Source organism: Lichenihabitans psoromatis, assembly GCF_004323635.1.
GTDB classification, from domain to species: Bacteria; Pseudomonadota; Alphaproteobacteria; order Rhizobiales; family Beijerinckiaceae; genus Lichenihabitans; species Lichenihabitans psoromatis.
Genome location: NZ_CP036515.1, coordinates 2,502,108 through 2,514,291 on the forward strand (window position 1 = coordinate 2,502,108; position 12,184 = coordinate 2,514,291).

Annotated in this window: 13 protein-coding genes; 4 read left to right on the plus strand and 9 right to left on the minus strand. The window is 63.0% G+C overall.

What is annotated here, in order from left to right; genetic code table 11:
• The gene (locus tag EY713_RS11650; RefSeq protein ID WP_131115013.1) at positions 1-348 is read right to left on the minus strand and encodes a DUF952 domain-containing protein; all 348 of its coding nucleotides are present in this window, start codon (positions 346-348) and stop codon (positions 1-3) included.
• Positions 345-2,063, minus strand: a complete 1,719-nt coding sequence (locus EY713_RS11655) for a lysine--tRNA ligase (RefSeq protein WP_131115015.1) — start codon at positions 2,061-2,063, stop codon at positions 345-347. Before EY713_RS11655 ends, EY713_RS11650 begins: the two co-directional genes overlap by 4 nt.
• A gap of 159 nt (positions 2,064-2,222) precedes the next feature.
• Here EY713_RS11655 and EY713_RS11660 point away from each other — a divergent pair, with 159 nt between their 5' ends.
• Positions 2,223-2,612, plus strand: coding sequence for a hypothetical protein (locus EY713_RS11660; protein WP_131115017.1), 390 nt, complete (start codon positions 2,223-2,225; stop codon positions 2,610-2,612).
• A gap of 51 nt (positions 2,613-2,663) precedes the next feature.
• On the opposite strand, the gene rhuM is transcribed toward EY713_RS11660, so the two are convergent.
• Entirely contained in the window at positions 2,664-3,632 is a 969-nt protein-coding gene (gene rhuM, locus EY713_RS11665) for a RhuM family protein (RefSeq protein ID WP_131115019.1), read from the minus strand.
• Between the two features lie 73 nt (positions 3,633-3,705).
• On the minus strand, positions 3,706-5,535 hold the full coding sequence (locus EY713_RS11670; protein ID WP_165491106.1) for a glycosyltransferase family 2 protein: 1,830 nt from the start codon (positions 5,533-5,535) through the stop codon (positions 3,706-3,708).
• Positions 5,536-5,691: 156 nt separating this feature from the next.
• Between EY713_RS11670 and EY713_RS11675 the strand changes: the two genes are divergently transcribed.
• Positions 5,692-6,537: a transporter substrate-binding domain-containing protein gene (locus tag EY713_RS11675; protein ID WP_245572695.1), complete on the plus strand. Its 846-nt coding sequence runs from the start codon at positions 5,692-5,694 to the stop codon at positions 6,535-6,537.
• 18 nt (positions 6,538-6,555) lie between these two features.
• Here the strand turns inward: EY713_RS11675 and EY713_RS11680 are convergent, their stop codons facing one another.
• From EY713_RS11680 to EY713_RS11690, 3 genes are all read right to left on the minus strand, one after another.
• Positions 6,556-7,149 carry an SCO family protein gene (locus tag EY713_RS11680; protein WP_131115023.1) on the minus strand — a complete coding sequence of 198 codons (594 nt, stop codon included), beginning with the start codon at positions 7,147-7,149 and terminating at the stop codon, positions 6,556-6,558.
• 27 nt (positions 7,150-7,176) lie between these two features.
• The gene (gene hrcA / locus EY713_RS11685; protein ID WP_245572696.1) at positions 7,177-8,238 is read right to left on the minus strand and encodes a heat-inducible transcriptional repressor HrcA; all 1,062 of its coding nucleotides are present in this window, start codon (positions 8,236-8,238) and stop codon (positions 7,177-7,179) included.
• A gap of 75 nt (positions 8,239-8,313) precedes the next feature.
• Positions 8,314-8,988 (minus strand): HAD family hydrolase, encoded by a 675-nt coding sequence (locus tag EY713_RS11690; RefSeq protein WP_131115027.1) that lies wholly within the window; start codon positions 8,986-8,988, stop codon positions 8,314-8,316.
• Positions 8,989-9,137: 149 nt separating this feature from the next.
• Between EY713_RS11690 and purS the strand changes: the two genes are divergently transcribed.
• A complete protein-coding gene (purS, locus tag EY713_RS11695; RefSeq protein WP_131115030.1) occupies positions 9,138-9,392 on the plus strand; it encodes a phosphoribosylformylglycinamidine synthase subunit PurS in 255 nt (84 codons plus the stop codon).
• Positions 9,389-10,072, plus strand: coding sequence for a phosphoribosylformylglycinamidine synthase subunit PurQ (purQ, locus tag EY713_RS11700; RefSeq protein WP_131115031.1), 684 nt, complete (start codon positions 9,389-9,391; stop codon positions 10,070-10,072). Before purS ends, purQ begins: the two co-directional genes overlap by 4 nt.
• Positions 10,073-10,135: 63 nt before the next feature.
• Here purQ and leuC read toward each other — a convergent pair whose 3' ends face one another.
• Both leuC and rplS read right to left on the minus strand, forming a co-directional pair.
• The gene (gene leuC, locus EY713_RS11705; RefSeq protein WP_131115033.1) at positions 10,136-11,557 is read right to left on the minus strand and encodes a 3-isopropylmalate dehydratase large subunit; all 1,422 of its coding nucleotides are present in this window, start codon (positions 11,555-11,557) and stop codon (positions 10,136-10,138) included.
• Positions 11,558-11,697: 140 nt separating this feature from the next.
• Positions 11,698-12,126: a 50S ribosomal protein L19 gene (gene rplS, locus EY713_RS11710; RefSeq protein WP_131115035.1), complete on the minus strand. Its 429-nt coding sequence runs from the start codon at positions 12,124-12,126 to the stop codon at positions 11,698-11,700.
• Positions 12,127-12,184 lie beyond the last annotated feature (58 nt).

Here is a 12,184-nt window from a genome sequence, read left to right on the forward strand (position 1 = left end):
TCACGCGAAGCCGTTTGGGAAGACATGCCGTCCCCCGGCGTCGAGCGGCAGCGGCTCGGCCCATCGCACCGCCGTCATCGGCAGGGAAGCGAAGAGATGCGGGAACAGGGCACCCCCGCGCGAGGGCTCCCACTTCAGCGCGTCGCCGAGCGCAGCGGCATCCACCGCGACGAGGAGCAGATCGGTCTGCCCAGCAAAATGCTTGGCTGCCGTTTCGCGTGCTTGCGCGGCGGTCGAGAAATGGATGAAGCCATCCGCCGCGTCGATCGGCGCGCCCTTGTAGACGCCCGAGGCCTCAGCGGCGCGCCACGGCACCTCGGGTGTGATCTTGTAAATCAGACCGGTCACGGAACGCTCGACGTTTGGCGCTCGGCCAGGAAGGCCGCATGGTCCTCGATCAACGTGCCGTCGAGCGCCTTGCCGATGAGGGCGCGGGTCTCGGGCAGGCCATAGAGTGCCGCAAAGGAGCCGAAGCGCGGCCCTTTCGCCTCGCCGAGCAGCACCTGATACAGCATGTTGAACCAGTCGTTCGATACGCCGGGCCGCTCCGGCGTCGCGGTCTTGGCTTTGAAGTCCTGATAACGCGGGATCGGGCGGGCGATGTCGTAAAGTGCGGTCTGGATCTCCTCGGCGCCGCTGCCCGGCGGCAGAGCGCCCAGCATGTCGGACAATGCCTGGAGAGCGCTCCGCTCGACCTCGTCGGCCGCGCGATATTGCTTGGCCGGCCGCACGAAGTCCCGATAGTAGCGCACCGCATAATGCACCAGCCGATCGAGGCGCGGATGGGTCTCGGGCGAGGCGTCCGGCGCATAATTGCGGAGGAAGCCCCACAGCACCGTCGCATCCTCGGTATTGGCGACCGCCACGAGGTTGAGCAGCATGACGAACGACACCGAGGTGCCGCCATCGGCCGTCAGCCGCTCAGGGGCGGGCGGATTTCCGGAATGAATGTGCCAGACAGGATTGCCAAGCCGCTCGCGCCAGCCCTGGCGGGGATAGGCGTCGAGGAAGGTCAGGTAATCGTCGACGGCGCGCGGGATCACGTCGAAGAACAAACGCTTGGCGGCGGTCGGCTTCGCATACATGAACAGCGATAGGCTTTCGGGCGACGCATAGGTCAGCCAATCGTCGATCGTGAGGCCGTTGCCCTTCGACTTCGAGATTTTCTGGCCTTGTTCATCGAGGAACAACTCGTAGTTGAATCCGTCCGGCGGCTCCGAGCCAAGCGCGCGACAGATGCGGCCTGAGAGCTTCACCGAGTCGATGAGATCCTTGCCGGCCATTTCATAGTCGACGCCGAGTGCATGCCACCGCATCGCCCAATCGGGCTTCCACTGCAGCTTGCAATGACCGCCCGTGACGGGCGTAACATAGAGCATGTTGGTGACGGGATCGCGCCAGGAGATCGTTCCGGCAGCCGCATCGTGGCTTTCGAGCGCAACCTGCATGACAACGCCGGTTTCCGGATGGATCGGCAGGAACGGCGAATAGCTCGCGGCCCGCTCTTCGCGAAAGCTCGGGAGCATGATCGCCATGATGGCGTCGTAGCGCTCCAGCATCAGAAGAAGCGCGGCGTCGAACTCCCCGGCCGCATAAGCCTGCGTCGACGATACGAAGGAATAGTCGAAGCCGAACTGGTCGAGAAAGCTCCGCAGGCGTGCATTGTTGTGCGCGCCGAAGCTCTCGTGTGTGCCGAATGGATCGGGGACCTGCGTCAGCGGCTTGCCAAGAAAGGGCAGCATCGCGTCGCGGTTGGGGATGTTGTCCGGCACCTTTCGCAGGCCGTCCATATCGTCCGAAAAGGCGACCAGCCGCGTCGGAATAGTGTCGTCGGTCAAGATGCGGAACGCATGCCGCACCATGGTGGTGCGTGCCACTTCGCCGAAGGTGCCGATATGCGGCAGGCCCGATGGACCGTAGCCGGTTTCGAAGAGAACCTCGGTCTGCCCGGTGCGCTTGACCCGCGCGATCAATTTGCGCGCTTCCTCGAACGGCCAGGCAGTGGCAGTCTGCACGAAGGCAGAAAAGTCGTCGTCGAGGGCAGCGATCGGGTCGGGGGGCATGGGCGAGTTAAGTCCGGTGCTTTGGATCAAAGAAGGATGTCAACGCTCTAAAGCAGATCGACGGACCTCGCACGCGCGAAATGCGATGGACGATGGCGGGAGCAGCATCGGAACAAAACCCCAGTCGCAAGCTTAGCAGTCACAAACGGAGTATAATCGATGATCGCTCGTGAAATTCTGGCGCAAGCTGCCGCGACCGCGAGTGTCGCAATCCTTCTGGCTGCGCTGGGCGCGAGTGCTGCGCGCGCACAAGCCTATGAGAACCCCAACCTCCCCCGTAGCCCCTACGCGTTGCCGGTCCCGCAATTCAATGGCAGCGTCGACGAGCCGGACGGGGAGGATGCGGCCCATCCGCAAGGCAGCTGGCGTCATTGGGGCGACACCCGCAACGAGGGTCAGGTGTTTCAGCAATTATTCGCGCCGGGCGGGGTTGCGGGCGGAGCGCCAGGCTACGCTTACGGTCCCGAAGGCCTTCTGCCGCCGCCGGTCATCGAGGACCCGCGTCGCGTCCGCTTCTGCCGCCGCCACCCTGACCGCTGCGCAGAGTAACGCTGCGCGCACCGATCTCACGCAGCCCGACAAGCCGTCGGTTTGCGTCTGTCAGGTCAGAGCCGCTTTCGGGCGGTTCTTCGCCTTGAGGATGTAGCGGGCATATTCCGCCTGGGCGTGGCGAATGGCCCGCGCGGCATGGAAATCCTTATGCCGAGTGAGCACCGGATAATCGTTCAAGCGCAAAAGGTCGTCCAGCGCCCTCGATAGCTCTGCCATCGTCATCCGATGGCCGCGCGCGGCGTGTTGCTGGACCAGCAAAAGAAACTGCTCGCATAAGGTATGCACGATGAAGAGTTCGTGCTGATCGAGGTAGTTTTGCGCGATTCGCGCCTCGTCCATGCTCGGCACCGCGCCATCGAAACGCTGCAGACCCATGGCGAGTTTGTCGTGGTCGGCACGCTCGAGAATGAGGTCGGGGGGTGTTTCGCCCGTCACCGCATAGGCGAATTTATCCTCGAGCATGGTCGTGAAGCGTTTGCTGGCGTCGCTGTCGGCCGCATAATCGTCTGCGCTCGCGGCGAAGAAGGCGCGCACGCTCTCGTAGATGTTGGTCTCCTCGGCGCGGATTGCCCGCAGCCGCGCCGCCAGCGTGTCGCGCGTCTCCCGGTCGGATCGCAGCCGCCTTTGATCCAGCACGAAGCCATCGACCATCAGCGCCCGCAAGGTGCGGCTGGCCCATTGCCGAAAAGCCGTGGCTTTCTTCGAATTGGCCCGATAGCCGACCGATAGGATCATATCGAGGTTGTATCGCTCTGCCGCTGCGGCAGCAGCATCGCCTTCGGAGGCCGTCCGCACGGCGCGCACTGTGGTTTCGGCGTTCAACTCGCCCTCGGCCAGCACGGCTTCGATATGTTTCACGATGGTGGCGACCGGCGTTTTCAACAGCGCCGCCATATCGGCGGGTGTCGCCCAGATCGTCTCGCTCCGCAGGTCGAGCTCGAAATCCTGGGGCTGGTCCTCGGCCGCGAACCGGACGAGTTCGAATTCGAGTTGGTCGGCGGCCGCCGCTTTGGGCATGGTTGGAGGTTCCAGGAAAAGGATCGGTCAGACCCTCAACGAGCGGGGGCGGTATTGGCTCCACCATCGCCCATCATGTCGGCCGCACGCGATTCTTGGCCAAGCCATGCTCCGTCTTGGTCCACACATGCGGACGGCCCATCATCTCGAACAACGCCTGCCATGTCGCATAGCTCAACAGCAGTAGATAGGGCGGCAGCATCGCCACATAGATGGCCGTGTCGAACAGGCGGCGGCGTCTGATCCCGACCGCGATGGGCAGGACCACACTGGCGATGCCCGAGACGATCAAGAGGGCCGACAGAAAGGTCCAAGCCCAATCGGCGCTGGTATGCGGCGACAACAGCGGCCCGAACGTCGCCTGCAGCAACACGCCCGCCACGAAAACCGGGCCGAGCAGCGAACTCGCGATCGTGCCGCAGAGGATCGCGAAGATCGCAGAACCGCCGGCCAGCCCAAGGTCTGCGAACAGGCGTGCCGGATTACGGCTATGGGTCTGGAGCGTTACCATCCAGCCTTTCTGCCAGCGGCACCGCTGCCCCAACCACGCTTTGAGCCGATAGGGCGCTTCTTCCAAGGTGGACGATTGGAGCACGTCGACCCGATAGCCGAAGCGGGCCAGGCGAATGCCGAGATCGATATCCTCGGTCACGTTCCAGGCATCCCACCCGTTGACGCGACGCAGGGCGTTTACCCGAAAATGGTTCGACGTTCCGCCGAGCGCGATCGGCAACCCGAGCCGGGCCAGCCCCGGATTGATCACGTCGAACAAGGCCGCATATTCAAGGGTAAACACACGCGTGATCCAGCTGTCGGCGCTGTTGTCGATGGCGAGCCGGGCCTGCACGCAGGCGAGGTCGTCGCCGCTGCGCTCAAATCGATCCACCGCCTTGCGGAGCTGGTCGGGCTGCGGTCGATCCTCGGCATCATAGACCACCAGGAAGCTTCCGCGCGTGAATTGCAGCGCGACGTTGAGGGCGCGGGGCTTGGTCTGCGGTACGCCCGCCGGCGCAATGAGAATCTCGAACCGATCCGGCAGATGCTCGGTCTGCAGTGCATCGATGGTGTCGCGGTCGCTGGTTTCGACCACCATCTTGATATCGAGACGCGCGGCAGGATAGTCGAGCCTCCGGAGCGCTGCGACGAGGTCGGGCACGACCCTCGCCTCGCGATAGAGCGGCACCACGATCGTATAGATCGGCAGGCTGCTGTCGGTCCGTCGGGGTTGCGGATCCGAGATGGTTCCGAAACTCCACATCGTCGCGTGCAAGCGTACATAGACCATGGCAAGGAACAGCAACGAGAACAGCAGACACAGTGCAGCGAGCGTCGCTTCGGGCCAGAACCACGCCCCGACCATCATGGCGCAACCGAGGATGGAGGCAGAAAGGCGTTGGTGTCGGCTCCAGCCCGCACGCGCCGACAAGGTCTCGTTCCAATCCGGCAGCCCGTGGCTCGCAGCCGTGACGATGGCTCGCCGATGATGCAATCGGATGAGCGCGGCAAGCCGTTGCGGTGACGTGATGGCCATGCGCTCGTGGTCTCGCCAACGACCTTGCGCCAGTCGGCCGAGCACGAGCGCGAGGCCCGCGCCTCGAGGCGCCAGCACGTAATCGAGCCCCTGCGGGTTGGGAGAGAGCCGCACCATTTCGACCCGCATGGCATTGTCGAGATGCTGGTCGCCGCTGATCGGCAGAGGCTTATGCATGTAGGCGACGCCGAGATGATGGGCCAGCAACTCGTAGAAATGCTGTGCCGACATCGCGCCTTCGGCCAGCAACGCCCGATCGGCCGACACATCGGTGTCTTCCGCGCTCGCGGCTGCACGACGCAGGATGGCGCGGTCGATGCCATAAAGCACCAGAAACGCGATTTCGATCGGCAGCTTATCCCGATCGCTCATCCGTGTTGGCACGAGCCGGCAGAGATGCGCGAGGGGCCGTGAGGCAGGGAAAACACGCGATCGCCTTCCATGAAGCCGATACCAGCACCATGACGACGGCACCGGCATAAGATAGCGTGCGTCGATGGCGCGGAACAAGCCGAAGGAAGCCTCTCGGTGAAGATTGTTTACGTTACGTCAGGCGTGGTTCTGCTGGGCTTGATGGCGGCAAGTGGAGGCGCGCGCGCATCGGACGGCTTGGTCGTCGTGCCGAGCTTCGTCGACCCGCAGCATCATATCGAAAAGCCCAGCATGGATCCGGCTCAGACCATTCAGTTTCTGACCAGCGACGATTACCCGCCCTTTAACTTCACCGCGCCCGACGGGTCGCTGGCAGGGTTTAACATCGATCTCGCGCATGCGGTCTGCGATGAGTTGAAGGTCACCTGCACGATTCAGGCGCGTGGATGGGAGACTCTGGTCCCGGCGCTCGACGCCCATGCCGGCGACGCCGTGGTGGCCTCGATCGCGATCACGGCCAAGACCCGCGAGACGGTCGATTTTTCCATGCCGGTGACACGCACTCCGGCCCGGTTCGCCGGCAGAACCGGGCATGTGCCAACCTCCGTTCTGCCAGAGACGGTGGGGTCGCTTCGCATCGGGGTGCAGACCGCCACCGCCCATGCGGCCTATCTTGCGGCGTTTTTCCCGCTCGCCAACGTGAAGACATTCACGGATCCCGACTCACTCCGGGCCGCGCTCAAGGTCGGCGAGATCGATCTGATGTTCGCCGACGGGGTATCGACGGCTCTCTGGCTGAACGGCACGGCGGCGTCGGGCTGTTGCACTTTCGCAGGCGGGGCGTTCACCGAAAGCCGCTACTTCGGCGAAGGCAGCGGCATCGCGGTTCGAAAAGGGGATGCGCCGCTTCGGCAGGCCCTCGACTACGCGCTTGAGCGGCTGTCTCAACGCGGCGTGATCGGCGATCTCTATCTCAAATATTTTCCGATTGGATACTATTGAGCGCGAGCCGATCGCGGATCAGAGATCGCGCCTGAATTCTTCGGCGGCGGCCTCGGGCTTTTGGCTCAAGTTTAACGCATTCACGAAGCGGCCGTCCCGATCCATGACATAGACGACTGCCGTGTGATCCATGGAATAGTCACCGTCTTTCGTCGGCACCTTCTTGGCATAAACCTTATAGGCCTTTTCGACCGCCCTGATGGCCTCTGGGGTGCCGGTCAGTCCGGATATGCGGGAATCGAAACTCGAGAGATAGTCTTTCATGACGGCGGGTGTGTCGCGTTCCGGATCGACCGTGATGAACAGGGCCGAGACCGGTTCTCTCGTGCCATAGGCATTCAGCATTTGGGTCAGATCCGACAAGGTCGTCGGGCAGACGTCCGGGCAATGCGTATAGCCGAAGAACACGATCATCGGCTTGCCTGCGAAATCGGCTCGCGTGACCGCCTTCCCGTTTTGATCGACCAGCGCGAAGTCACCGCCGACGCTTGATGCAAGCGGCACATGCTGCGGCATCGTCACGGTCCATATCGCAAGGCCAAGTGCCACGATCCCGATCAGCAAGGCGATCGGTACGACAGGGGAGCGGGAGAGGCCGCCGGTGCGGGACATAGGATCGCTTTCGAGTTGCGCGGCCGGTCAGCCGCCGCCGACTACGCGCGAGACGACGCGGGCCGTGAAATCCACCATGGGCACAACCCGGGCATAATTCAGACGCGTCGGCCCGATGATGCCGAGGACGCCGATAATCCGATGCGTGCTGTCACGGAACGGCGCCGCGATCATCGATGAGCCGGAGAGGGAAAACAGCTTATTCTCCGAGCCGATGAAAATCCGTACGCCTTCGCCGCTTTCGGCACGGTGCAAAAGCTCGATCACATCGGTCTTGCTTTCGAGATCGGCAAACAGCAGCCGAATGCGCTCGAGATCCTCGATCGCGGTCAGATCCTCCAACAGATTGGCTTGCCCGCGCACGATCAACTGGCGGCTTCCCCCTTGCAGTCCAGCCCAACTTGCCAGCCCCGAATCGACCAACCGCTCGGTGATAGAGTCGAGTTCGGTTTCGGCAGCGCGGCGTTCGGTCTCGATCTCGGTCCGGGCTTCGGCGAGAGTGCGGCCCCGGATGCGGGCGTTGAGATAATTTCCCGCTTCGACCAAGGCGGAGGCGGGGAGGCCGGGCGAGGTCGCGATCACGCGGTTCTCGACATTGCCGTCCTCGCCGACCAGGATCGTCAGCGCGCGTTCGGCATCAAGGCGCAGAAACTCGATATGTTTGATCCGGTCGTTGTCCTTGCTGGTCACGACCACGCCGGCGCCGCGCGTCAGTCCGGACAGAAGGCTCGACGCCTCGCCGAGCGCATCTTCAAAGCTGCGCGACTCGGACGCCGCCCGCACCTCGGTTTCGATGCGACGCCGTTCTTCGTCGCCGACGTCGCCGACTTGCAGCATCGCATCGACGAAGAAGCGCAGGCCTGTTTGGGTCGGAAGCCGACCGGCGCTCGTATGCGGCGCATAGACCAGCCCGAGTTGTTCCAGATCCTGCATCACGGAGCGGATCGAGGCGGGCGACAGCGCTCTCGGCAGTAGACGAGAGAGATGTCGCGAGCCGACGGGCTCACCGGTCGCCAGATAAGAATCGACGATGTGTTTGAAGATGTCGCGCGAGCGTTCGTTCAGCGATGCGAGAGTGCCCGTCGTCAACGGTTCCGCCAAGCGTGGAAGGGTAATGACATCATTCGATCATGCCGCTCGACAGCGCTTGGTGCAAGCGACGCATCAACGCATGCCAAGGCCGATCCGTTGCGCGACGTCGCTCCAGGTGGCCTCCACCGAGGCAGCGCCGGCGGCCAACAGCCCAGCCGCATGACCCGAGGGGATATGGCTGCCGCCGACATAGCCGATCACCCGCATGCCGGCGGCGGCTCCGCCTTCGGCCCCGAACACTGAATCCTCGATCACGATACAACGGTCGGGCGCGACCTCCATTTTGCGAGCCGCATAAAGAAAGATATCCGGCGCCGGCTTCCCCCGTGCCACCTGATGGGAGCTGAACACCGCCTCGTCGAAATAGCCTGCGAGGCCCGTCAATTCGAGACTGAGCCGGATCCGCTCCGGGTTGGACGACGAGGCGACGCATCGCTTGACGCCGTCGAGACGATCGAGGAACGCCTTGACGCCCTGCGTCGGTTGCAGGTCGCGCTCGAAGGCGCGTCGGGTCGCTGGCCAGAGTGCCTCGGTCACCCCATCCGGAATATCCATGTGGGTCGCTTGCGCGATCTTCTGCAGAACGTCGGCCTGCTTCATGCCGAAGCAGTCGGCCACCATGGCGGTCGTGGCCGGCACACCCGCGCGGTTGAGCACGTCGACGAAAGCTGCGAACGCCAGTTGCTCGCTATCGACCAGGACGCCGTCACAGTCGAAAATCAGCAAATCGCAATACGCCAGCATCATGGCCCCCTTGTCCCGTCTCAAGCGACCTAAGGGGTGGAGCCGCATACTGACAAGGTTTTTCAGTCCGATGCGATGATCCGGGCCACCGGTTGCGTCGCGCCGCCCACGCCTTTAAGCCAGGGTCACAATCCACTCACTCGGGTTTCTCCATGCTGGCTCGCGTTTCCGTCACTCTCAAATCAGGTGTCCTCGATCCGCAGGGTAAAGCGATCGAGGGAGCCTTGCAGTCTCTCGGGATCCAGGGGATCGGCAGCATTCGTCAGGGCAAGCTCTTCGAGATTGAACTCGACGCGCATGACCATACCGACGCGCAGGATCTTTTGCGGCAGGCGTGCGACCGGCTGCTGGCCAATACCGTGATCGAGAATTACGCGATCGAGATCCTGGAAGGGTCAGCGTCGTGAAATCGGCGGTCATCACCTTCCCGGGGATCAACCGGGAACGCGATGCCGCCCGAGCCTTGCATCGGGTGTCAGGGCAGCAACCTGCCATGGTGTGGCATGCCGATACGGCGCTGCCGGACGGCACGGATCTCGTGGTGCTGCCGGGCGGCTTCTCCTACGGCGACTATCTCCGCTGTGGCGCGATCGCGGCGCGGTCGCCGATCATGGACGCAGTCCGCCACCACGCCGCGCGTGGCGGCTTGGTCCTGGCGATCTGCAATGGATTTCAGATTGCCTGCGAGGCTGGGTTATTGCCCGGCGTCTTGGTCCGCAACGCCAATCTGCGCTTTCTCTGCCATTTCCAGCACGTCAGCGTGGAGCGGAACGACACGGCCTTCACGCGGCGCTTTGACGAGGGCGAGGCAGCCGAATTCTGCGTCGCGCATGGCGAAGGAAATTACACGGCCGACGCGGAGACGATCGCGCGGCTGGAGGGCGAGGGCCGCGTGGCGTTCCGCTACTGCGACAAGACCGGGGCCATCGGTGGCCAATCCAACCCGAACGGGTCGGAGCGGAACATCGCAGGCATTTATTCGGAAAATCTCAAAGTGCTCGGCTTGATGCCGCATCCAGAAAACCTGATCGATCCGCTGGTCGGCGGCACCGACGGGCTCAAGCTGTTCGAGAGCCTCGCGGCCTAAGGCATCAAAGAAAAAGCCTTCCTGTTACGACAGGAAGGCTTTGTATTGAGTCGATCGCCTCGTTCAGGCGATGTCGCGAACGTCGACGAAATGACCCGCGATCGCCGCCGCTGCCGCCATGGCCGGCGAAACGAGATGGCTGCGGCCTTTGAAACCCTGACGACCCTCGAAGTTTCGGTTCGACGTGGTGGCGCAACGCTCGCCCGGCTTCAGCTTATCGGGGTTCATCGCGAGGCACATCGAGCAGCCCGGCTCACGCCAATCGAAACCTGCCGCCTTGAAGATGAGGTCGAGCCCTTCGGCTTCGGCTTGTTCCTTCACAAGACCCGAACCCGGCACGATCATGGCGTCGACGGTCGCGGCCACGGTCTTGCCTTCGACGATCTTGGCGACCGCACGCAAATCTTCAATCCGTCCATTGGTGCAGGAGCCGATGAAGACGCGATCGAGCCTCAGATCCTGGATCCGCTCGCCCCCTTTAAGGCCCATATAATCGAGCGCACGGGCGATCGAATGGCGCTTGTCGTCCGTCTCGCCATCCTCGATCCGCGGCACTGTTCCGGCCACGGAAGTGACGTCTTCCGGGCTGGTACCCCAAGACACGATCGGCGGCAGGTTGGCGGCATCGAGATGCACGATCTTATCGTAATGGGCGCCCTGGTCGGTCTGTAGCGTCCGCCAATAGGCGACAGCCTGGTCCCATGTCTCGCCCGTGGGCGCCATCGGGCGACCCTTCAGATAATCGAAGGTCTTGTCATCGGGAGCCACGAGACCGGCACGCGCGCCGCCTTCGATCGACATGTTGCAGATCGTCATTCGGCCTTCCATCGAGAGCGCGCGAATGGCTTCGCCCGCATATTCGATGACGTGGCCGGTGCCCCCGGCTGTCCCGATCTCGCCGATGATCGCCAAAATGATGTCTTTGGCGGTGACGCCGTGCGGAAGCACGCCATCGACCTGAACGAGCATGTTCTTGGCTTTGCCCTGGATCAAAGTCTGGGTCGCGAGCACATGCTCGACTTCCGAGGTGCCGATCCCATGCGCCAAGGCGCCGAACGCGCCATGCGTCGAGGTGTGGCTGTCGCCGCAGACGATCGTCGTGCCCGGCAAGGTGAAACCCTGCTCGGGACCGATGATATGGACGATGCCCTGGCGACGATCGAGTTCGTTGAAATATTGGATGCCGAACTCGCGCGCATTCTCGGCCAAGGTCTCGACCTGAATGCGGCTTTCGGGGTCGCTGATGCCGAGGCGACGGTCGGAGGTCGGCACGTTATGGTCGACCACAGCCAAAGTCTTTTGCGGCGCATGAACACCACGTCCGGCCAAACGCAGACCTTCAAACGCCTGCGGGCTGGTCACTTCGTGCACAAGATGGCGGTCGATATAGAGGAGGCACGTCCCATCGTCCTGCTGGTCGACCACGTGGTCGTCCCAGATCTTGTCGTACAATGTGCGCGGGGTCCCTGAATGCGTCGCAACCATGATGGCCTGATCCTGATCTTGTGCCGCGACCAGAGGTGGCTCGACGACAACGGACCTGCAAGGTCCGGATCGACCCAACCTTCATGGGTCATGCGCCCGCGTTAACGAAGGCGCATGACGGTTCGCGGACTGTTCCTTGATTATTCGGCGGCCGGAGCTGCCTTGTCGGCAGCCGGAGCGGCCTTAGCCTTGACCTTGCTCTTGCCCGACGTATCGACCCGCTCGGCGATACGCGCCGACTTGCCGCGACGATCGCGCAGGTAATAAAGCTTGGCGCGGCGGACGCGCCCACGACGCAGCACCTTGATGCTGTCGATGTTGGGCGAATAGATCGGGAAAACGCGCTCGACGCCTTCGCCATAGGAGATCTTGCGGACCGTGAAGTTTTCATGCAGGCCACTATTCGCGCGGGCGATGCAGACGCCTTCATAGGCCTGGATACGGGCGCGCTCGCCCTCCTTGACCTTGACGTTGACCACGACTGTATCGCCGGGCTGGAACTCGGGGATCGAACGAAGCGCCGTCAAACGGGCGACTTCCTCGCGCTCGAGGATTTCGATGATATTCATGATGACTCCTTGCCGATGCGACTTAAATCGCTGCGTTTCGGCGCGCTGTTTTAAGTTA

Coding starts and splice junctions, on each gene's coding strand:
- EY713_RS11655 (WP_131115015.1), bottom strand. CDS start 2,063: ATGCCCCCCGACCCGATCGCTGCCCTCGACGACGACTTTTCTGCCTTC.
- EY713_RS11660 (WP_131115017.1), top strand. CDS start 2,223: ATGATCGCTCGTGAAATTCTGGCGCAAGCTGCCGCGACCGCGAGTGTC.
- rhuM (WP_131115019.1), bottom strand. CDS start 3,632: ATGCCCAAAGCGGCGGCCGCCGACCAACTCGAATTCGAACTCGTCCGG.
- EY713_RS11670 (WP_165491106.1), bottom strand. CDS start 5,535: ATGAGCGATCGGGATAAGCTGCCGATCGAAATCGCGTTTCTGGTGCTT.
- EY713_RS11680 (WP_131115023.1), bottom strand. CDS start 7,149: ATGTCCCGCACCGGCGGCCTCTCCCGCTCCCCTGTCGTACCGATCGCC.
- EY713_RS11690 (WP_131115027.1), bottom strand. CDS start 8,988: ATGATGCTGGCGTATTGCGATTTGCTGATTTTCGACTGTGACGGCGTC.
- purS (WP_131115030.1), top strand. CDS start 9,138: ATGCTGGCTCGCGTTTCCGTCACTCTCAAATCAGGTGTCCTCGATCCG.
- leuC (WP_131115033.1), bottom strand. CDS start 11,557: ATGGTTGCGACGCATTCAGGGACCCCGCGCACATTGTACGACAAGATC.
- rplS (WP_131115035.1), bottom strand. CDS start 12,126: ATGAATATCATCGAAATCCTCGAGCGCGAGGAAGTCGCCCGTTTGACG.